Origin of the sequence: Paraclostridium sp. MRS3W1 (genome assembly GCF_032465715.1) — a bacterium.
In the GTDB taxonomy this organism is placed as follows: domain Bacteria; phylum Bacillota; class Clostridia; order Peptostreptococcales; family Peptostreptococcaceae; genus Paraclostridium; species Paraclostridium dentum.
On sequence record NZ_JAWDJM010000077.1, the window covers coordinates 1 to 21,937 of the forward strand.

General features: G+C 27.5%; 25 protein-coding genes. 19 read left to right on the top strand and 6 right to left on the bottom strand.

Translation table 11 applies throughout. The features are described 5' to 3' along the window. Positions 1-230 precede the first annotated feature (230 nt). The 10 genes from RWY47_RS05615 (at position 231) to RWY47_RS05660 (ending at position 10,111) form a co-directional block, all read left to right on the top strand. Complete coding sequence (locus tag RWY47_RS05615) at positions 231-728, top strand: GNAT family N-acetyltransferase (protein ID WP_168932322.1); 498 nt, start codon at positions 231-233, stop codon at positions 726-728. A 153-nt stretch (positions 729-881) separates the two neighbouring features. Continuing rightward, positions 882-1,973, top strand: a complete 1,092-nt coding sequence (locus tag RWY47_RS05620) for an ABC transporter substrate-binding protein (protein WP_206198409.1) — start codon at positions 882-884, stop codon at positions 1,971-1,973. Further along, a complete protein-coding gene (locus RWY47_RS05625; RefSeq protein ID WP_224170248.1) occupies positions 1,951-3,618 on the top strand; it encodes an ABC transporter permease in 1,668 nt (555 codons plus the stop codon). Before RWY47_RS05620 ends, RWY47_RS05625 begins: the two co-directional genes overlap by 23 nt. A gap of 16 nt (positions 3,619-3,634) precedes the next feature. Beyond that, the gene (locus RWY47_RS05630) at positions 3,635-4,582 is read left to right on the top strand and encodes an ABC transporter ATP-binding protein (protein ID WP_168932323.1); all 948 of its coding nucleotides are present in this window, start codon (positions 3,635-3,637) and stop codon (positions 4,580-4,582) included. A gap of 39 nt (positions 4,583-4,621) precedes the next feature. Beyond that, the gene (locus tag RWY47_RS05635) at positions 4,622-5,023 is read left to right on the top strand and encodes a ribosomal maturation YjgA family protein (RefSeq protein WP_226883295.1); all 402 of its coding nucleotides are present in this window, start codon (positions 4,622-4,624) and stop codon (positions 5,021-5,023) included. Positions 5,024-5,187: 164 nt separating this feature from the next. Further along, positions 5,188-6,267, top strand: a complete 1,080-nt coding sequence (locus tag RWY47_RS05640) for a M24 family metallopeptidase (RefSeq protein ID WP_224170249.1) — start codon at positions 5,188-5,190, stop codon at positions 6,265-6,267. 131 nt (positions 6,268-6,398) lie between these two features. After that, positions 6,399-6,989, top strand: coding sequence for a class I SAM-dependent methyltransferase (locus RWY47_RS05645; RefSeq protein WP_150842861.1), 591 nt, complete (start codon positions 6,399-6,401; stop codon positions 6,987-6,989). Positions 6,990-7,000: 11 nt separating this feature from the next. Next, positions 7,001-7,519: an ECF transporter S component gene (locus RWY47_RS05650; RefSeq protein WP_224170250.1), complete on the top strand. Its 519-nt coding sequence runs from the start codon at positions 7,001-7,003 to the stop codon at positions 7,517-7,519. A gap of 160 nt (positions 7,520-7,679) precedes the next feature. Continuing rightward, positions 7,680-8,792, top strand: a complete 1,113-nt coding sequence (locus tag RWY47_RS05655; protein ID WP_224170251.1) for an NADH:flavin oxidoreductase — start codon at positions 7,680-7,682, stop codon at positions 8,790-8,792. A 107-nt stretch (positions 8,793-8,899) separates the two neighbouring features. Beyond that, positions 8,900-10,111 carry an NAD(P)/FAD-dependent oxidoreductase gene (locus RWY47_RS05660; protein WP_206198412.1) on the top strand — a complete coding sequence of 404 codons (1,212 nt, stop codon included), beginning with the start codon at positions 8,900-8,902 and terminating at the stop codon, positions 10,109-10,111. A 70-nt stretch (positions 10,112-10,181) separates the two neighbouring features. Here the strand turns inward: RWY47_RS05660 and RWY47_RS05665 are convergent, their stop codons facing one another. Next, entirely contained in the window at positions 10,182-11,294 is a 1,113-nt protein-coding gene (locus tag RWY47_RS05665; RefSeq protein ID WP_224170252.1) for an alanine racemase, read from the bottom strand. A 199-nt stretch (positions 11,295-11,493) separates the two neighbouring features. On the opposite strand from RWY47_RS05665, the gene RWY47_RS05670 reads away from it, so the two are divergent. The 5 genes from RWY47_RS05670 to RWY47_RS05690 all read left to right on the top strand — a co-directional run bounded on the left by RWY47_RS05670 (position 11,494) and on the right by RWY47_RS05690 (position 15,855). Further along, positions 11,494-12,048 (top strand): helix-turn-helix domain-containing protein, encoded by a 555-nt coding sequence (locus tag RWY47_RS05670; RefSeq protein WP_224170253.1) that lies wholly within the window; start codon positions 11,494-11,496, stop codon positions 12,046-12,048. Positions 12,049-12,076: 28 nt separating this feature from the next. Further along, the gene (locus tag RWY47_RS05675) at positions 12,077-12,547 is read left to right on the top strand and encodes a methylated-DNA--[protein]-cysteine S-methyltransferase (protein ID WP_224170254.1); all 471 of its coding nucleotides are present in this window, start codon (positions 12,077-12,079) and stop codon (positions 12,545-12,547) included. An 87-nt stretch (positions 12,548-12,634) separates the two neighbouring features. After that, positions 12,635-13,015, top strand: a complete 381-nt coding sequence (locus RWY47_RS05680) for a DUF134 domain-containing protein (protein WP_021431360.1) — start codon at positions 12,635-12,637, stop codon at positions 13,013-13,015. A gap of 102 nt (positions 13,016-13,117) precedes the next feature. Then, on the top strand, positions 13,118-14,509 hold the full coding sequence (locus RWY47_RS05685; RefSeq protein WP_150842855.1) for a TldD/PmbA family protein: 1,392 nt from the start codon (positions 13,118-13,120) through the stop codon (positions 14,507-14,509). A 2-nt stretch (positions 14,510-14,511) separates the two neighbouring features. Continuing rightward, a complete protein-coding gene (locus RWY47_RS05690; protein ID WP_224170255.1) occupies positions 14,512-15,855 on the top strand; it encodes a TldD/PmbA family protein in 1,344 nt (447 codons plus the stop codon). A gap of 54 nt (positions 15,856-15,909) precedes the next feature. Here RWY47_RS05690 and RWY47_RS05695 read toward each other — a convergent pair whose 3' ends face one another. Beyond that, on the bottom strand, positions 15,910-16,362 hold the full coding sequence (locus RWY47_RS05695) for a hypothetical protein (protein WP_224170256.1): 453 nt from the start codon (positions 16,360-16,362) through the stop codon (positions 15,910-15,912). Positions 16,363-16,858: 496 nt separating this feature from the next. Then, complete coding sequence (locus tag RWY47_RS05700) at positions 16,859-17,314, bottom strand: hypothetical protein (RefSeq protein ID WP_224170257.1); 456 nt, start codon at positions 17,312-17,314, stop codon at positions 16,859-16,861. Positions 17,315-17,478: 164 nt separating this feature from the next. Here RWY47_RS05700 and RWY47_RS05705 point away from each other — a divergent pair, with 164 nt between their 5' ends. Continuing rightward, entirely contained in the window at positions 17,479-17,967 is a 489-nt protein-coding gene (locus RWY47_RS05705) for a hypothetical protein (protein ID WP_224170258.1), read from the top strand. A 163-nt stretch (positions 17,968-18,130) separates the two neighbouring features. On the opposite strand, the gene RWY47_RS05710 is transcribed toward RWY47_RS05705, so the two are convergent. Further along, positions 18,131-18,607, bottom strand: coding sequence for a hypothetical protein (locus RWY47_RS05710; protein WP_168932329.1), 477 nt, complete (start codon positions 18,605-18,607; stop codon positions 18,131-18,133). A gap of 121 nt (positions 18,608-18,728) precedes the next feature. On the opposite strand from RWY47_RS05710, the gene RWY47_RS05715 reads away from it, so the two are divergent. Then, entirely contained in the window at positions 18,729-18,890 is a 162-nt protein-coding gene (locus RWY47_RS05715) for a hypothetical protein (RefSeq protein WP_167402854.1), read from the top strand. 11 nt (positions 18,891-18,901) lie between these two features. On the opposite strand, the gene RWY47_RS05720 is transcribed toward RWY47_RS05715, so the two are convergent. Further along, positions 18,902-19,357, bottom strand: coding sequence for a hypothetical protein (locus RWY47_RS05720; protein WP_224170259.1), 456 nt, complete (start codon positions 19,355-19,357; stop codon positions 18,902-18,904). Positions 19,358-19,484: 127 nt separating this feature from the next. Beyond that, positions 19,485-19,940 carry a hypothetical protein gene (locus tag RWY47_RS05725; protein WP_150842728.1) on the bottom strand — a complete coding sequence of 152 codons (456 nt, stop codon included), beginning with the start codon at positions 19,938-19,940 and terminating at the stop codon, positions 19,485-19,487. Between the two features lie 96 nt (positions 19,941-20,036). Between RWY47_RS05725 and RWY47_RS05730 the strand changes: the two genes are divergently transcribed. Next, positions 20,037-20,267 (top strand): RusA family crossover junction endodeoxyribonuclease, encoded by a 231-nt coding sequence (locus tag RWY47_RS05730; RefSeq protein WP_150842729.1) that lies wholly within the window; start codon positions 20,037-20,039, stop codon positions 20,265-20,267. Positions 20,268-20,558: 291 nt separating this feature from the next. Continuing rightward, on the top strand, positions 20,559-21,782 hold the full coding sequence (locus RWY47_RS05735; RefSeq protein ID WP_207656689.1) for a C40 family peptidase: 1,224 nt from the start codon (positions 20,559-20,561) through the stop codon (positions 21,780-21,782). Positions 21,783-21,937: the final 155 nt, after the last annotated feature.

Below are 21,937 nucleotides of genomic sequence, written 5' to 3' on the forward strand. Positions count from 1 at the left end.
AGATGTGTATAAGGAGACAGAGTAGAATCAGGGAAATAAAAAAATTAAAATGAACTTAAAAAAAGTAGGAGCATTATGCTTCTATTTTTTTATTTATATAGCTTAGCAATAAAATAGTATTTTTTTGATATGAAGATACATAGAATTTAAATAGATAAAAGTTTAAAAAGTTATAAATTGGTACAAGCTTAAACCATCGAACAGATAAATCCAGTATGGGAGGATGAATAATGAAATATTCTATAAGAAATATAGATTTAGAAAGCGATAAAGATTTTATACTAGAAAGTCATTGTAAAATTAACTTTAAATGTGAAAGCAAATGGAATGCTGAATGTGGATATGATAGGTATAGATCTAAGTGGTTTTCAACAGACAATCCAAGTAAATTTTTAAAAGTTTTAACAAAAAGTTTGAAAGAAAGCAGAGCATTAGGGTTAATAGTTCAAGACGGAGTAAAGAAAATAGGATATTGTTGGGTTAGCTTTTATGATATTAAGGACTATGAGATATCAATAGCAGAGATTAATGATATTTTAATTATTGATAGTTATAAAAATAAAGGAATTGCAAGTTTTTTAATTAATCATGTAGAAGAACAATGTAAAACAAATGGAGCGAAAGTTTTAAGATCGGGAACTGGTATAAATAATTTAGCATCTATAAAACTACATGAAAAGCTAGATTTTCAAACATACAGGGTAGAGTTTGAAAAAGTTTTATTATAAAATCATAGGTAATTTAATAAAAAGCAGGGTCAAGTCATTTTCACCTTGCTTTTGTTGTATAGATAAAATCTATTTATGAATAGTAATATATAGAAATTATGAATTTGAAGAAAAATTCATAATAATGTAAAATTAGAAGGAAAAAGCTCGGAAATGAATGAAGTGGAGAGCTTAATAAATGGAGAAAGTGGGAGTAAAATGAAATTGAAAAAATTAGTAACATCATTATTAGTTGCAACTTTAACAATAGGGGCCGTAGGTTGCACTAATAATAAAGAAAGTTCATCTAAGGATGGAAAAAATAATTTAGAGGGTACAACTCTTAAAGTTGTAGCTGCACATGGAGCTAAAGAAGACATATTTGGAAAATTTACGGAAGATACTGGAATTAAAGTGGAATTTATAGATATGTCTTCAGGAGAGGTTTTATCTAGAATAAAAGCTGAAAATGGTAAGCCAATGGCAGATGTATGGTTTGGAGGGGGAGCTGATAGCTTTATAGCAGCAAAAGAAGCTGATTTATTAGAACCATATATATCAGAAGAATCAAAAACTATACCAGACAAATATAAAGATAAAGAAGGATATTGGACAGGAACTTCGCTAGTTACAGTAGGGTTCATGGTAAATAATGACTTATTAAAAGAAAAAGGATTAGAATCTCCAAAGACATGGACAGACTTAGCAGATCCTAAATATAAAGGGGAGGTTATGATGGCAGACCCATCGATTTCAGGAACTAACTATGCTATGGTAAATGGATTAATACAAAATATGGGAGAAGAAAAAGCATGGAATTATTTTAATAAACTTAACTCGAATATACCGTTTTTAGCTAAAAGAGGTTCTGAGCCTGCAAATAAAGTATGCTCGGGGGAATTTGCAGTTGGAGTAATACCTATGACAGGTGAATATTTTGTTATGGAAGATCAGTATCCTGTAAGTACAATATACCCAGAAGATGTTATTCCGTGGATACCGGCCCCAGTTGCTATATTTAAAAATGCAGAAAATACCGAAGCAGCAAAAGCATTTGTAGATTGGTCGTTATCTGAAAAAGGACAAACATTTATACAAGAAAAAGATCCGAGATACATGACTAGACCAGAAATTAAGCCTGTTAAATCTGTTGAAAGTATGCCATTAGATAAGCTTGTAGATTTAGATATCCAAAAACTAGGAACTGAAAGAGAACATATTTTAAATAAATGGAGTGAAGATTTTGGAAATAAATCAACACAATAACAAATTAAATGAACGGATAGTTAAAAATTTAGCTATCCGTTTTAGCGATTATATAGAAAAGGTATTAATTTTAACCATAGTATTAGGTATATTGGTTTTTATTTTATATCCAGTTATTTCAGTAATATCTACAAGTTTTATAAAAGAAGGAAAGTTTACATTGGAAGAGTACACAACTTTATTTAGCTCTAACAATATAGACCTTATTAAAAATAGTATTTATATAGCTACTTTGTCATCAATAATAGCAATAATAGTTTCTACGATAATAGCTACTTACGTTGTATTTGTTAGTAATAAACTCAGCAAGTTTATAAATCACGTATTAATATTAACTATGATATCGCCTCCTTTTGTTGGATCATTAGCATTTATATTGTTATTTGGAAGAAGGGGGATAATTACACATGACTTACTAGGTCTTAGCACAAATCCGTATGGGTGGCAAGGAATAGTATTAATGCAGTCAATAGGAGAAATATCATTTGCATCAATAATGATAGCTGGAATTTTAAAAAATATAGACAATAGATTGATTTCAGCATCTAGGGATTTAGGAGCATCATCACTTGAAACTATAAAAAGAGTTATCTTACCATTAGCTACACCTGGTATATTAGCAACTTTTTTTATAATATTTACTAAAAATCTTTCTGATTTTGGAACTCCTATAATTATTGGGGGAAATTTTAATGTATTAGCTACAGAAGCATATTTAACTGCAATTGGAAGAGCAAACTTACCCAAAGCTGCAGCTATGAGTGTTATTTTAATAATACCTGCAATAGTAGCATTTTATTTTTATAGAAAAAGTATGAAAAAAATAGGTAGTTTATCAGGTGGAACAAAATCTAGCACAAGTAAACATATTGATTTTAATATATCTAAATACTTAAAGTTAATTTTAGGAATAATTACTTGGTCGTTTATAGTTATAATATTAATTCAATATATAACTATATTTATATCAGCTATATCTAATAGAGCTTCGGGAAATTTAACATTTACTTTAGATTATATGAAAGCATTTAAATTAACAAATTTGGATTCATTTATAAGAAGTATAAAATATTCTTTAGGGGCAGGTTTCTTAGCAAGTTTAATAGGAATTTTACTATCTTATTACGTTGAAAGAAGAACTATATATGGAATGAGATTTATTGAATTTATATCATCTTTGCCGTATATAATACCAGGAACATTTTTTGGAATAGGATATATACTTGCTTTTAATAAAAAACCTTTATTATTAACTGGTACTGTAGCAATAGTTGTTTTAAATTGTACATTTAGACAAATATCAGTTGGAAGTAAAGCAGCTAGTGCACTTTTTCCAAATATAGATAAGCAAATAGAAAAAGCAGCTACAGATCTTGGAGCACCTAAGTTAATGATAGTAAAAGATATAATAATACCTTTATTAAAACCGGCATTCTTATCAAGTTTTATAAACACATTTACATCTACAATGACAACTGTAGGAGCTATAATTTTTTTGATATCGCCAGGTGCCAATGTAGCTACAGTAGAAATGTTTAACGTTATAAAAAATGGGAACTATGGATTAGGATCTGTTATAGCATGCTTTATAATAATTATAACTTTTACAGTAAATATTTTAGCTATAAAAATTCTAGATAATTAATAAGGGGGAATAGTAGGTGTTTTTAAAATTAAATAATATAAAAAAAGAATTTTCAAAACAAAACGGAGTAACTAATATACATTTACAAATAAACCAAGGCGAATTAGTAACACTATTAGGCCCGAGTGGTTGTGGGAAAACTACTACACTTAACATTATAGGAGGATTCTTAAAGCCAGATAACGGAACCATTATATTAGAAGAGTCAGATATAACTTTACTACCTCCAGAAAAAAGGCCAATAGCAACGGTATTTCAAAGTTATGCATTATTTCCACATATGAATGTTATTGAAAATATAAGTTATGGGTTAAAATATACAACAAATTTTAGAAGAAAAGAAAGACTTAATGCTGCAAAAGAATATATAAAGATTGTAGGTCTAAAAGGATATGAATATGAACATGTAGGTAATCTTAGTGGAGGGCAACAGCAGCGAGTGGCATTAGCTAGAGCTTTGATAACTAAGCCAAAACTTTTATTATTAGATGAACCATTTAGTAATTTAGATGCTAAATTGAGGATAAAAATGAGAGACGAACTTAAACAAATTCAAAGTATGTTTAATATAACTATGATATTTGTAACTCATGACCAAGAAGAAGCTTTAAGTATATCAGATAGAATTGTTGTTATGGATAGTGGGAAAATTATTCAGATAGGTACACCTAGAGAAATATATAGAAATCCTATAAATGAGTATGTAGGTTCATTTATAGGAAAGTCAAATATTATTGAAATTAATGGCTCTAAAAAGTTAATTAGACCAGAAGATATAGAATTAAATAAAGATGTCAATGGTGAGTGGGAAATTAAAAATGAAATTTTTATAGGATCTTATACAAGATATATTATAGAAAAAAATAATGAAAGTATAGTAGTTGATTTAAGTGGTATAGAGAAGAGTGAGTATAAATTAAAAGATAAAGTAAACATACGATTTAAGAATATTATAGATTTGTAAATATTAATAAAATTAGACGTAAGGAAAAGGAAAAGCAAAATGAAAATAAGGATAAAGTATTTAGTAGTCACGATGTTTACAATGATTATGGGACTGCTATCAAGAAAATATATGAATATATTTCCTAAAGCTATTGCCCCCTTTGTAGGAGATATGTTATGGGCTATGATGGTATATTTTGGATTGAGATTTTTAATTCCAAAATTAAAATTAACAAAAACTTTAATATTAGCTATAGTTTTTTCTTTTTCTATAGAAATAAGTCAATTATACCAAGCTGACTGGATAAACAATATAAGAGCTACAACTCTTGGAGGGTTGGTATTAGGACATGGTTTTTTATTTGAAGACTTAATCAGCTATAGTTTAGGTATAGTTATGGGGTGTTTATTAGATTATTTTTATGTGATAAGAGATAATACAATATTTTGCAAAGTATAAAATTGATATTTAGATGTTCAGTATGTGTCACATTTATGAAAATTCATGCTGAATATCTAAAATCAAATATATTTCATTCTTGTGAAAACGTTATATAACAAGATTGACAATTAGTACATAAAAAATATACAATTTAAGTATAGCTAAAAAAGGGGGACTGCGATATGAATAAGATAGAAAAATTAGTTAAATTACTAGAGGAAAAAAATTTAGATGCAATTTATTTAACTAATGATCAAAATGTTAATTACATATCAAATTACAATGATGAAGATGCATTTGCAATTATATCTAAAAAAGGAAATTTTTTGATAACTGATACTAGATATATGGAGTTGGCAGAAAGTCTTTGTAAAGGGTTTGAATTAGTTAATTGGCATTTGTTTGACAGAAACATAGGTAAAGCAGTTGAAGATGTATGCTTAAAAAATAATATAAAAACATTAGGGTTTGAAGGATCTAGTTTAACATTTGAAAAATATGAAGCTTTTAAATCTCAGCTAGATAAAAGTGAAATAAATTTAGTGTGTTCAGATGGGCTTATAGAAGAATTAAGATACGTTAAAAATCAAGAAGAAATAGATAATATAAAAAAAGCTTGTGAAATAGCAGATAAAGCATTAGAAGAATTAATTCCACATATAAAGGTTGGAGTTACAGAAAGAGAATTAGCAGCTAAATTAGAATATTTTATGAAAATGAATGGAGCTCATAATTTGGGATTTGACACGATATTAATATCAGGAGCAAAAACATCTCTACTTCATGGAAAACCAAGTGATAAAAAGATTGAAAGAGGAGATTTATTGCTTATAGATTATGGGGCAATGTACAATGGATATAGATCTGATACCACAAGAACTTTTATAGTTGGAGAAGCAAATCAAAAGCAGATAGAATTATATGAGTTAATAAAAGAAGCTCAACTTGTAGGAATAGAGAATATGAAAGATGGCGTTCATGCAACAGTTCCAGATGCTAAAATTAGAGAAGTTGTTAAGGAGTATGAGCAATATTATTATAGAGGGTTAGGACACGGTATAGGAAGAGGATTACATGAAGAACCTTTCTTAGGTAATTATGGTACAAAAACTCTTAAAGAAGGCTGCGTTGTAACTATGGAACCAGGGGTATATTTCCCAGGATGGGGAGGAATTAGAATTGAGGATACTGTTTTAGTAACAAAAGAAGGACCTCAAATACTAACTAAATTTCCTAAGGAATTAATGATATTGGATAAATAAAATTTTTTTAGATTTTTAAATTGACAAGCATAAATTAAAATCATTATACTTATAGTAAATAAACATTTGAAAATGAAGTCATGAAGGCTTTTAGCCTTCATGGCTTTTTTGTATTTTAAAAGGGGGATAAAATGAATCAAGTAGAGTTTTTCAACCAAATAGCTAAAGAATGGGATAGTATAATTGAAGTGAATGAGGAAAAAATCAATACACTATTATCAAAATTAAATATAACTGATAATAGTAAAGTATTGGATGTAGGAACAGGTACAGGGGTATTAATACCTTTTTTAAAATCATTAAACCCAAATGGATATATAAAGGGTGTAGATATTTCAAGTGAAATGCTTAACGTAGCTAGAGAAAAATTTAGAAATATTGAAAAGGTATCTTTTGAATTAATAGATGTAGAGAAAGATGTAATAAATGAAACCTATGATAGTATTGTTTTATACTCTATGTTTCCACATCTAAAAGATAAAACAAATACTATTAAAAAACTAGTTGAAAAAAATTTAGGAAAAAGTGGACAACTTATAATAGCACATTCAAACAGTAGAGAATTTTTAAATAATATGCATAAGGAAAAGAATGAGTGTGTTAGTAAAGATAGATTGATACCAGTTATTGATCAAAGGTGTTTATTTGAAAAAGCAGGGCTTAAAGTAGTAGAAGCTTTTGAAGATAATGAGATTTATTACTTAGTTATAAAAAGATGTTAGGGGGATTTAAAATGAAAAGTAAAAAGATAGTTTTATCAGGGCTGTTTATTGCATTTGGAATAATTTTACCGATGGTATTTCATACGATTAGTTTAGGTGGTCAAATATTTTTACCCATGCATATACCAGTATTAATTGCAGGTTTTTTATTAGGTCCAGTTTGTGGAGGAATAGTTGGAATAGTTACACCTATATTAAGTGGTATAATGACGGGTATGCCGCCTATAATACCAGTTATGCCTATAATGGCATTCGAACTTTTTGCATATGGAATTATAACTGGTTTTTTATTTAATAAAACTAAAAAAATATATATGTCATTGATAGGAGCTATGATAGGTGGTAGATTATTTGCGGTACTAGGAGCGTATTTAGTTTCATTAACTATAGCTCCACAAGTAAATCCTATGTTATTTGTATTTGGCAATATGGCACAAGCTATACCAGGTATGTTAATACAAATAATCTTTATACCAATTATAGTTAAATTTATGATTAAAAATCCTGAAATTTCAAAGGCTTTAGCTTAATAAAATAAAAAAGTACATCTATAAATTATAGATGTACTTTTTTATTTAGGATATATAAACTTTAACGCTTACGAAAAAGTGCGTACTTTTATTAAAAAAGTAAACGGCCTATAATAATTTACATATTAAATCAATACAAATAAAATTTTAGGAGGAAGAAATGAAGACACTTTTTGATAAAACTAAAATATTAAATATGGAAATGAAAAATAGATTTTTAAGAGGAGCTTTATGGGAAGATTTAGCAGATGAGAAAGGTCACTTAACTCCTGAATTAATATCTATATATGAAGAATTGGCAAAAGGCGGTGTAGGAACTATAATAACTGGATATGCATTTGTTACTAAGGATGAACAACCAAATCCAGGAATGATGGGTATATATGATGATTCATTTATACCAGAGTATAAAGATTTCACACAAAAAATTCATAATCTAGGATCTAATATAATAATGCAAATAGTGTACGGTGGATTTATGACTAATTTTAATGTTGGAGAAAGAACTATTTGGGGGCCTTCAACTATTAAAAATGAAAATACTGGAACATGGGCAAAAGAAATATCTAAAGAAGAAATAAATTATTTAATAAATTCATACGCAAATGCAGCTAAAAGGGTAAAAGAATCAGGGTTCGATGGAGTTGAAATTCATTGCGGTCACGGGTATTTACTAAGCCAATTTTTATCTCCATACTATAATAAGAGAGAAGATGAGTATGGAGGGAGTATAGAAAATAGAGGAAGAATAGTCTTTGAAATTTATAAGGCTATGAGAGCTGCAGTAGGTGAAAATTTCCCTATATTAATAAAGTTAAATTCAGCTGATTATGTAAGTGAAGGTGGATTAACACAAGAGGATAGCTTATATGTAGCAAAAAAATTAGCTGATTTAGGTATTGATGCTATAGAAGTAACAGGTGGGAATGAGTCTATAAAAGAAGTAACAGAAAATAATTTAGGTGCAGCAAGAACAAAAGTCGTTGTTTCAAAGGATAGAGAATCTTACTTTAAAGATTATGCTAAAAAACTATCTGATTTAGTAAACATACCGGTGATACTTATAGGTGGAAATAGAAATTTAGATATAATGGAAGATATATTAAATAAAGATTATGCACAATATTTTTCACTATCTAGACCATTAACTGCAGAGCCTGATTTAATAAGTAAATGGGAAAGTGGAGAAAGAAAAAGAACTAAATGCGTATCTTGTAATCAATGTTACAATACTCCTGGTAAGAGATGCATCTTAAATATAAAAGGTCTTTAATTTCGCTTAACAAAAACAAATGATTATACTACTTTAGATTTATTTTAGGAATTTAAAAAATGATTAAGGATAAACTAAAATAATAATTAAAAAGTAGGAGTGAAATTATGCAAGAATATGTAAAAGGTAATCCGATTTTTACGAATATAAATAATACAGATACACAATATAAATATTTAACAAAAAATATAGAAACAGATGTACTAGTAGTTGGGGGTGGAGTAACTGGAGCTATATGTGCATATTATTTAACTAAAAATAATATAAATACTACATTAATTGAAAAAGGAAGAATTGGGCATTTAAGTACAAGTGTTACAACATCTTTACTACAATATGAACTTGATGATAATTTATCTGAACTTACAGAAGCTATATGTTTAAAGGATGCAATAAAAGCGTATAAGTTAGGATTAAAAGCATTAGATGAAATAGAAAATTTTATAAATGAGCATGGAAATTTTTGTGATTATATAAAAAGAGATACTCTATTATATACATCTAAGCAAAGTGAAATAAAAGCTATAGAAAGCGAGTTTAAACAAAGAAAAGACCATGGACTTAATGTAGAGTATATAGATAAAATTAACAATCCATATAGTTTTGATCTTAAAGCTGGAATAATATCAAAAAATGGAGGGGCTGAAATTGATCCATATAAATTTACAAATCAATTAATTGAAGTAAGTCAAAAAAATGGTCTAAATGTATATGAAAATACAGAGGCAAAAACTATAAATTATATAAATGATGGAGTAGAAATAGAAACTTGTTATGGATATAAAATTAAGGCGAATAAAGTAATTGTTGCTACAGGATACAACACTACTTTATTTACTAAAAGAAATTTTGCAACTAAATACACTACATTTAATATAGCTACCAAACCAATTGAAAGTATACATGGATGGAAAGATAATATTTTGATAAGGGATAATTGTGATCCATATAATTATTTAAGAACTACTGTAGATAATAGAATGATTATAGGTGGCGAAGATGTAGAATTTAAATATATTGATGACAATAAATTAGCACAAGAAAAATATGAAATACTAGAGCAAAGACTTAAGTCTATGTTTAAAGATGTAAAAAATATTGAAATTGAGTATAAGTATTGTGGATGTTTTGCTACAACTAAAGATAATTTGGGATTTATAGGGCCAGATCCTAAACATAAAAACTTGTGGTACTGCTTAGGGTATGGAGCAAATGGCATATTATTTGCTATTCTTGGTGGTATTATGCTTAGTAAGTTGTACAAAAATGAAGTTGATGAAGATATGAGATTATTTGAAATAAGCAGATTTGATAACTAGATATAAAAAGAAAAAATATGACAGATAGTATATACTATCTGTCATATTTTGATTTTAGCTATAATTTATATTACAATATAGGCTTTTTAGAATTTCCTCTTACATCAATATCTATTATATCTACTACGTCTTTACCTCTATAACCAATAAGATAGCTAGTCATATTAGCACAAGAACAAGAATGGTTAGGTATTATTTGAATTTTATCTCCAACCTTTAATTTAGTGTCTCCTATTATTTGGATTTTTCCAACTTCTTCTGAAAGACCTATTATATTAAGTTCATCATGTCCTTTAACCTTTCCAAATCCTGTTATTAAGGCACTTCCGTGAGCTCCCTTATCAAGACCTAAACACTTACTTCCTACATCAACTATAAATAAATCTTCACTTGGTCTAGATATTATAGTTCCAAGAGCTGTTAAAGAACAATCATATTCTTTACATATATCTAATGATAATTGTATATTATCGTAAAATGGATAATTACCAGGTCTTAAAACATCAAGACTAGGATCACTTACTACATCAAAAAATGTAGGTGTGCTTCCAGATGCAACTACACCTATTTCAAAACCATTAGATTGTAAAAATTGTTTAGCTATAGTCATACGCTCAACTTCTTGCTTAGATATAGGTGACACTTCTTCAGGTGAAGCTACTGCATAAACATGACCAGGATGTGTACTTATTCCTATCAATTTTAAGTTTTTAAATTGAGATAATTCTTTAGCTAAATTAGGTGAATTCTCAGGAGTAACACCTAATCTATTAAGTCCTGAATTTATTAATATGAAATATTCCATATTCATATCTTCTTTGACTAATTCATCGTTCCATAACTTAGCAGATTCAACATTATCAAAGCTAAGTATTATTCTTGCTTTTTTAGATAGTTTTATAGCTCTTTTAATGTTAGAAACGTTTGCTATTGGATAAGGGAATGTTATTGCTTTAATTCCTGATTCTACAAAAGCTTCTGCTTCATCAATTGTACCAACTAAAAGTCCTTTAGCACCGAAATCTATTTGCATTTGAGCTAACTTAGTTGATTTATGAGTTTTTGTCATAGGCCAAAGCTCTTTATTATTTTTATTACAAAGGTCTTGAACTACTTTTAAATTATTTTCTAATGCATCTAAATCTAATATAAAGTTTGGTGTAGATAATTCATTTATTTTCATGTTTAAAATCTCCTTTAATTGATATGAATTAAATATAGTTTAATTTATTTGAATAAAATTAACTTATATTTAATTTATATCAAAGGATAATGATAAAGTCAAATAAAATTTCAAAAAAACAAAAAGAAATATATATCTTGAAATTTAAACATAATTAATATAATCTAAAGTTAAAATAATAAATAAACGGAGAATATATATGAGTGATGTTAATATAGGAGAAAAAATAATAGAATATAGGAATCAAAAGCAAATGACTATAAAAGAGGTTGCACAAATTGCAGGAGTAACACCGTCAATGCTTAGTCAGATAGAAAGAGGATTGTCAAATCCATCTATAAATACATTGAAAATGATAGCAAAGGCATTAGAAGTTCCGCTATTTAACTTTTTTAAAGAAAATAAAAATAGCGAGCAATTAGTAGTAAGGAAGGATAAAAGGGTAAAACTTACATTTCCCGAAAATAATAACTTAATGTATGAGATGCTGTCTCCTAGCTCTAATGGAGATATACAGCTTATGTCTATGAATCTAACTCCAAGTACACAAACTTCAGAGGAATTAATGGATCATATAGGAGAAGAGGTTGCTGTAGTTTTAGATGGGACAGTAGATCTATATTTAGAAAAGGAAATTATAACTCTATATAAAGGGGATAGTGTAAAGATACTTCCTCATATGAGACACAAATGGGTAAACAGTTATGAAAAGACTTCTAAAATTATATTTGCAGTAACACCACCAAGTTTTTAACAAAAATTATAAAGGGAGGTATTTTGATATGGAGAAATTGTATTATGGATATTATAAATCACCTATTGGAAATTTAAGAATAGTAGTTGATGAAAATTCTTTAGTAGCTTTAGATTTTAATGAAGATGAAAAGAAACAAAGTGATGAACATAGTTATATAAAAGAAGTTAAGAATCAGTTAGATGAATATTTTAAAGGAAAAAGAGAACTATTTGATTTAAATATAAAAATAAATGGAACGGATTTTCAAAATAAGGTATGGAATGAGCTTACTAAAATACCATATGGAGAAACTATATCTTATAAAGAACTAGCAACTAGAATAGGAAATGACAAAGCTTGCAGAGCTGTGGGAAATGCTAATAATAAAAATAAGATAAGTATAGTTATACCTTGTCATAGAGTTGTGGGATCTAATAAGAAACTTGTAGGGTATGCAGGGGGACTTGAAAAAAAAGAATGGTTGATAAACCATGAGAATAAAGTTACAAATGAGTAAACATACATCAATCACCCTATTATGAAAATATACATACTATAAAGTATATTTGCTAAATTAAAATTTTTATAGGGGATGAAAATCATTATGGAAATCGAAAAAGACATTTGTACTGTAGACCTCAAACTTAGCAAAAAGGAAATTGAAGCAATAAAACTTAGAGATATAGAAGATTTGAAACCTAAGTTATGCGCTAAAAAAATGAATTTAAAGATAGACGAATTTGAAAATATATTAAATAATGCAAGGTATAAAATTGCAAAGGAAATTTATTATAATAACTGTATAAAAATAGTTATAGAAGAAGAAATTAAAGAAGATGATGCATTATATTTTACATTTAGATGTGCTGTTTGCGGAACTATATACAAAGTTAATGGGTATGAAGATAAAATAGCATGCCCATTATGTTTGAGCAATAAGGTTATGAGTGCAAAGGAAGCTGGATTTTATAAAAAAAGTTACTAGAGTTTACTAGTAACTTTTTTTATAAAAATTTTTTCACGCGATTTAGATTGAATGCAAACTATGATATTATTAAATTAATAGTAAAAAAATGGGAGGAATAATATGATTTCAAAAGAAGTAGCCTCTAAAGTATTATCAAAGTGTTTGATAACAGGTGGAGATTTTGCAGAAATATTTGAAGAAGATACGATAAGTAACTCAATAGGTATAATAGATAACAAAGTTGAAAATGCACTAGGTGGAAGAAGTTATGGAATAGGAATTAGGATTTTTAAAGGATTGAAAAGTGTTTATGCGTACACTAATGACAATTCAATCTATTCATTATTAGATACAGCGTATAAAGCAGCACTAGCACTAGGAAATTTAAATGAAGAAAAAACTATAGTATTAAATAATAGTATAAAGTACAAAGATATGCATCCTATAAAATTATATCCAAATTTAATAGATTATAAAGACAAAATAAAGGTAATGAAGGAAGCATATAAAAGTGCTAAAGATTATAGTACAGACATTTCACAAGTAAATGTAACTTATTTAGATAAAGATCAAAAGGTACTAGTAGCTAATACTGAAGGTATATATGTAGAGGATAGACGTATAAGAACTAGACTTGGTATTAGCGCTATTGCATCAAAAGGAAACGAAAATCAAACTGGATTTGAAGGTCCTGGAAGAGCTATGGGATTTGAAATGTTTGAAGAAGTAGATCCCGAGTATTATGGTAAAGAAGCTGCTAGAACAGCATATACCATGTTAAATGCTAAAAACTGCCCTGCAGGTAAAATGCCTGTTGCAATAGATAACGGGTTTGGGGGAGTAATATTTCACGAAGCATGCGGACACTCATTAGAAGCTACATCAGTAGCAAAAGGAAACTCTGTATTTTCTGGTAAACTAGGTGAACAAATTGCATCTTCAAAAGTTACAGCAATTGACGATGGAACATTAGCTAACCACTGGGGATCTAGCAATATAGATGATGAAGGAAATTTAACTCAAAAAAATACATTGATTAAAAATGGTATTTTAAATTCATATATGATAGATAAATTAAATGGAAGAAGAATGAATATGCAAGCTACAGGAAGCTCTAGAAGACAAAGTTATAAGTATGCGCCAACTTCAAGAATGACAAACACATACATAGCAGCTGGAGAAGATAAAGAAGCAGATATAATAAAATCAATTGATAATGGACTTTATGCAAAAAAAATGGGTGGAGGATCTGTAAATCCAGTAACAGGTGAGTTTAACTTTGCAGTAGCTGAAGGTTACCTTGTTAAAAATGGAGAAATTAAAGAACCTGTAAGAGGAGCAAGCTTAATTGGAAAAGGTAGTGAAGTACTTATGAATATAGACATGGTGTCTGATAATCTAAAGCAAGCTCAAGGTATGTGTGGTTCATCTTCAGGTAGTATACCAACAAATGTGGGTCAGCCTATGATAAGAGTTAAAGAAATTACTGTAGGTGGAAGATCGGAGGAGTAATTATGGAATTTAATATATTTAAAGATCAATTATTTGAAAGAGCTAAGCAAGAAGGTTTTACCGATTGCGAAGTTTATTATTCTGATGGAGAAAATATAAGTATATCTGTTTATGAATTTGAATTAGAAAAATATAATATTGATAAGTATATAGGTCTTTCATTTAGAGGATTAATAAATGGTAAAATGGGATATTCGTATACTGAAATTTTAGATGAAGAAGCCATAGATATGTTAGTGAAAAAGGCAAAAGAAGGAGCTGTATCTATAGAAAACACAGATGTACAGTTTATATATAAAGGTGATGAAAGTTATAGTGAGGTTAAAACTTATTCAGAAAAACTAGAAAATATAGATCCTGCTGAATTGATTGAAATAGCTATAGATTTAGAGAGACAAACAAAAAATTACAGTGATAAGGTTATTAATTTAAGTGGATGCAAAGTATCATACAGTTCATCAAGAAGCTTAATTAGTAATACAAAAAATCTTAATTTAAACAACAAGAGTAATTTACTTATGGCATATGTAATTCCAGTTATAGAAGATAGTAATCAAAAGCAAGATGGAATGGGATATCAATTAGTTGAAGATATAAAAGATATAGACACTAAGAAAATTGCATCAGATGCAGTAAATGAAGCATTTTCTAAAATTGGGGCTAAATCTATAGAATCAGGCAACTATAAAACTATAATAAATAATGAAGCTATGTCATCTTTACTTGAAACATTTAGTGATGTATTTAGTGCAGAAAGTGCTCAAAGAGGAATGTCATTACTTAAAAATAAAGAAGGTAGTAATATAGCTTCTGATATTGTTACAATAGTAGACAATCCATTATTAGACAATGGATTATCATCAACACCATTTGATGATGAAGGAGTTTCAACCTATAAAAAAGATATAGTTAAAGATGGAAAACTAATAACTTTACTTCACAACTTAAAAACTGCACACAAAGCAAATACAAAAACTACAGGAAATGGGTTTAAGTCATCGTACTCATCAGTAGTAAGTGTTGACCCAACGAATTTCTATATAGAAAAAGGAAATCTAACTTTCGAAGAACTTGTAAATGAAGTAAATGAGGGTATAATAGTAACTGACTTTGCAGGTCTTCACTCAGGGGCAAATTCAATTACAGGAGATTTTTCTTTAGCTGCAAAAGGGTATTATATAACAAATGGAGAAAAATCTTATCCTATAGAACAAATAACTGTGGCAGGAAACTTTTTTGAATTAATTAAAGATATTGAAAATATAGGAAATGATTTGAAATTTCCATTAAGTAATATAGGATCACCATCTGTTGTAGTTAAATCTCTATCTATAGCAGGTAAATAAAATAAAAAAAGCACTTAATTTAATAAGTGCTTTTTTTATAAAAATATATTGGGATTACTTTGAATCACTTATGATTTTTCTTAAAGTAGTGGAAGAATTATAACCAACTGAAAAAGAACTTACAGCATTTACTAAATCATCTTGGTTTTTAGTTTTTAAGAAGTCTTCAGATTTTATTAAAGATACTTTATAAAAACTTAAAATGGCTTTAATTGCTAAAAGGGTAGTATCATCTTTCGTTGAAATTGTAGATGCTTTTGAATTTAAGTTTTTAATTAATGAATCTAAAATTCTAATTTGTTGTTTTGCAGCATCTTCATTAATTTGATCTTTTAATATAGTATTAATAAGTATATACATATTATTATCTATTAAATCTAAATCTTTAATTAAGTCTTGTGATATAGATTTAGGAGGGAAACATTCAAAGGCTGAAACAAAATTTAAATTGCAAGTTAAAATAGTTAAAGTCATTAGTATTATTATTTTAGTTTTTTTCAAGTTCATATGTTCACCTCTTTTTTATAGTACATGTATATTTTATTAAATATTATATGTAAATATCAAAAAATATAATGCTGTAAAACCTTAACAAATTATAGTATTTATATGAAAATTTTTATGAATAAATAAAAATACAATGAATATATATATTAAAAAGGGTGTGAAAGGATGCCTAATAATAAGAAGAAACAAAAAAATAAAATAAATATTCAGTTGGCGACAGCTCAACTAATTCTATTAGCAAGCATTTTAGATCTTCTAAAAGTAATAATAGAAAAATTTTTATAAAATGTTTCTTTTTAAATTGGCATTTAATTTTAAAATATGAAGAAAGAATTTAAAGTACTAATAATTGCATTTATCATATTTATAATTAGTTTATTAATAAGATGTATTTAGAAACTTATACAATAACATAAATAATATAAAAATAAAAATATACATTTTAGATTATAATTAAAAGTGCTCCTTAAATAAGGAGCTTTTTTATTATAAAAAATTAATTTACTTGCCTAAATATTATATTTTTCAAGTTAATAGAAGCTGTATAGCCCATTGAAAAAGCATTTATGGAACTTATTAAATCATCTGAATCTTTGGAATCTATATATTTATTAGCTTCTATTATAGATAATTTATAAAAACCTAAAATAGCTTGCAAAGCAGCATCAACATCAGCGTGCTCTGAGGATAGATTATAAGATTGTTCAGTTAAATCATATATTAATGAGTTGATAAAGCTAATTTGTCTTCTAACTCCATCTATATCAAAGTTTTCTGTAGAAATAGACTTTACCAATACATACATATTGCTATCTAAAAAATCTAAGTCCTTAGAAATCGAAGTTAATGATGACTCATATGGAGAGATTTTAATAGCGTAGGATATATTTACATTACTTATAAAAACAAACAAGATTATAGTAGTCAAAATAGATAATTTCTTTAAATACATATTGAATCACCTTTTTTATAATTATTATATGTAGAAAATAGTCAAATTATTTTCTACATATAATAATTATAAAAATATAAATTTTTAAAAATGACAAAAAAATACAAATTACAACAATACGAATGATATATACTATTACTGATTTATAAAATTGGAGGGGTAATATGAATAAAAAAATAGTAGGATTAGTTTTAGTAGGTGTGTTAGCTTTAGGAATGATAGGATGTTCTAATTCAAAAGAAGAAAATAAAGCAAATGAAAATACAACTAAAGAGGAAGTGAGCTCTAAGAAAGATATACCAAGTGGCTTAGATAAAGAAATAGGTAATGGTACCATAGTTTTATCTACAACAGGAGGAACAACAGAAAATGGAAATACTCCCGTTGTATTTGTAGGACAAGACACTCTATTAGAGCAAATAGGTTTATCTGCTGAAAATTTCGATGGTAGTAAATTATCGTATGTGTATATAGACGGTATGATTAATACTAAAGAACAACTTGGAGAAATGACTCAAACTACAATAACATTACAAGATAATTCATTGAAAGAAGGAAAACATAAGGTAGAAGTTGTCCAATATGATAATGATGAACAGACTGGAAATCCTGTAACTTATAAAGTTGCAACTTATGAAGTAAAAAATAAATAGTAATATATAAATATTTTTAAGTTTAAGACAAAAAAGGAATCGTAAATTTATACGATTCCTTTTTGGTTTTGAACCTAAAAATTTAATTTTATCAGGATATTATTTCACCTAATCTTAAGCCTTCAAGTAAAAACAAATGTATTAGAATTAATGGAGATACTTATTATTTAACTTTACTTATAACGGATCTTAAACTACCAGAAAGATTATAACCTATTGAAAATGAAGTAATAGAATTAATCAAATTATCAGAATCATTATCTTTTAAATATGATTTTAGTTGAATTATAGATATCTTGTAATAATTTAATATAGATTGCATAGCTAGAATAGCATCAGCATCTTTTTTAGTAAGATGTGAAGTTTTTAAAGTTAAATCATTAATTGATGTTTCTATAAACTTAATCTGATTAATTACTTCATTTTTTTTATGCTTTTTATTCAAATCTACTCTAACTATAGATTTAATTAATATATACATGTGATTATCTATAATTTCTAGCTCTTTAATATATGGATTAACAGGTAAATTAATAGTTGAATTTGTAGGTATAGGATTAAGAGAATAAGAAAAATTCATATTAATTGTAAATAAAATCAAAGTTATGAATATAAAAATACTAAATTTTTTTAATAACATTTGCACACATCCCTTCTTAAATAGTATGTGTACAAATTAATAAATTTTATAATAGAAAAGTTTATAAAATAAACCAAATTTAAGTAGATAACAAGATATAAATATTACTAGGAGATTGGACATGAAAGAAATATTAGTAGGATTTATAGGAATTGGATTACTGCATATATGTTCTAAAAATGAAAAGTTAGGAACATTAGCTTTTTATGGAATGAGAGCTATGCTGATAGTAACAGCTGCATATTTGTTAGGAGCAGTTGTAATTAGGAACTATATAAATTAAAAAGCGGGATTTTATTTTCCCGCTCCAAATACTATACTTCTTAAATTTATAGAAGAACTATAACCTATTGAAAAAGTACTTATAGCACTGATTAAATCATCTGAATCCTTTGATTCTAGGTAGTTCTCGGATTTTATTATAGCCAATTCATAAAAGCTTGATATCGCTCTTAAAGCTGCAGAGACATCTCGTTGTTCTTTTGGCAACTGTGAAGATTTTTTATTTAACTCAGATATTAAGGAATTTAAAAATTTAATCTGTTTGTTTGCTTCATCTGTATTAACGTTTTCTGAAGAAAGAGTTTTTATTAATATATACATGTTGTTATCTAAGAAATCTAGAGTTTTAACAAATTCATTATTATTTGAAATTGGTGCTGAAATTTCAATAGCAGAGGTAATATTAATACTACTTACAAAAACAAGGAGAGCTATGGAAAATATAATGCTTAATTTCTTTAAAGACATAAATACACCTCCTTTTTAAAAGTAGTATATGTAGAAATAAGCAAATTATATTATTTAATTACCCTACACAATAAGAAAGTGCAATTCAAACAAACAAGTATAGAAATAAACAATGGAAAACGAGATTTTATTTTCCCGCATCACTTATAATTTTTCCTAAGTTTTTTGAAGCGCTAGAAGCTAGTGAAAATACATTAATAGCATCGATTAAATTATCAGGGTCTTTAGTTTCTAAATATGATTGTATCTTCATCAAAGATATTTTATAGAAATTTAGTATAGATTGTATAGCTAGTATAGCATCAGTGTCTTCTTTAGGAAGTTTTGAAACTTTAATATTTAAGTCATCAATTAAAGTTTCAATAAACTTAATGTTTTTATTTATTTCATCCTCTTTATAGGTTCCCATAATTACAGCTTTAGTTAAAAGGTACATATAATTATCGATTATTTCTAAATCCTTAATATATTGATTACTAGCTATATCTGGGGATTTAACGCTAAGAGCATGAGAAAAATTTATATTACTTGTAAATAGAATTAAAGTTATTACTAACATTATGCTTAGCTTTTTCCAAGGCATAAATTCACATCCTTTTTATAAGTAGTATATGTAGAAATAAGCAAATTATAGGTTTGGAAAATTTTAAAAAATTTTAATGATTTTTAGGAGATTGATATGAAAGTTAATTTTACGATAGATGGGGAAGCAAAAGGAAAAGGAAGACCAAAGTTTTCAACTCAAAATGGTAGAGTATTTACGCCAGAGCAAACTAAGCATTATGAAAACTGGGTTAAGTTATTATACAGAACTACAGTTAAACCAGATAGTTCAACTCCTCCAACAAATAACGATAGTGATGAAATGTTATCTGTATGTATAGGAGCTTTAAAGTTAAAGAATATGTAGAAGCAGCATTAAAAGAAGCAAAAGAAAAAGGATTTAAAGATGCTTATTTAATATCTAGATAATTGGGTATAATTATGCAGCAAACGAACTGTAGTTATAAAATTCAGTAGTTATCGTACCTATTAAACGAGAAAAGGATTACTCAAGCCAACGAGTACTCCTTTTTTTATAGAATATTAAAACTTATTTGAAAAAAGTATATATTAGGAAAATAAGCAAATTACTGGAAAAAAATGTAAAATAATGTTAATCTATGGTCAGGAAATACATTAATCAAAAGGGGTTGAAGACATGAATAAAAAAATTTGGGGGATATTAGGAGCTACGGTTTTATCATTATCGGCAACTACTCAATTATCGTTTGCTAATGAGCAAGAAAGTACAAGCAATATGCAAGTAGCTGCTTACAGTGTAAGGAGTCAAGCAAACGCAAATCAAATTATTAATTTTGCAAAACAACAATTAGGTAAACCTTATGCATGGGGCGCTACAGGACCAAATTCATTTGATTGCAGTGGGTTCATTTACTATGTTTTTTCTCATAATGGATATGGAATATCAAGAACTAGTGTATCTGGTTACTGGTCAAATTCAAATATACAAAAAATTTCAAAACCTAAACCAGGAGATTTAATATTCTTTAAGGGTACGTATGGAGGTGCTAATAATCCATCTCATATAGGTATAGTTATAAATGATTCACAATTTATACAAGCAAGTAGTACACATGGGGTTTGTATAACAGATATAGATAATAGTTATTGGAAACAACATTTTCTAGGTTATGGAAGAATAATTCCAGATGAACCAATAAAAGTTCCTGTATATAGAGTTGAAGCATCTTGGTTTGAAGGACTAGAAAATGCTCAAAGAGAAGCTAGGGTAATAAAAGATAAATTTGGATTAAATGGAGAAGTACAACCAATTTATGAAAATGGTAAATATAGATTAGTAACTGGATGGTTCGAGGGAATAGACAAAACTAAAAGTGAACTTCAATTAATAAAAGATAAATTTGGACTAGAAGGAGAGTTAGTTCCTAACACTGATGGAGAAAAGTATAAGTTAGAAACAGGATGGTTTAAAGGTGAAGAAAACACTAAACAACAACTTCAATTAATAAAAGATAAATTTGGGCTAAATGGAAAAATGGTACCTACCGGAAATCCTGATGAGTACACAATAGTAATTGATGGAATTGAAAATGAAAAAACAGCAAATGATATACAGAAGAAACTAGAGTCAATACAATGGTCATCTTCGTACTGGACTCCTTCAAATAAATTTAAAATCATATTAAAAGGATTTAACACTAGAGAAGAAGCCGAAAAAGCTCAGGAACATTTAAATTCAATACAATGGAAAACTACATTTGAAGAATGTCCTACAAATAAATATAAAATAGTTATAAATGGATTATTAGGTGAACAGGCAGCCCAGGAAGCTCAGAGACAGTTGAATTCAATACAATGGTCATGTTACTATGAATTTACAGGAGAGTATAGAAGTATGTAGATTTTTTTAGCCTATTTTATAGTTTAAAATTAATATAATTGAAGTATATTTAAATTTAAGCTTTAATTAGTTTTAGTTACAAACTATTAGGATAATTTAAATTAAAATATAAAAGGAGCACTCAAACTGATGAGTACTCCTTATTTTTAAATTAC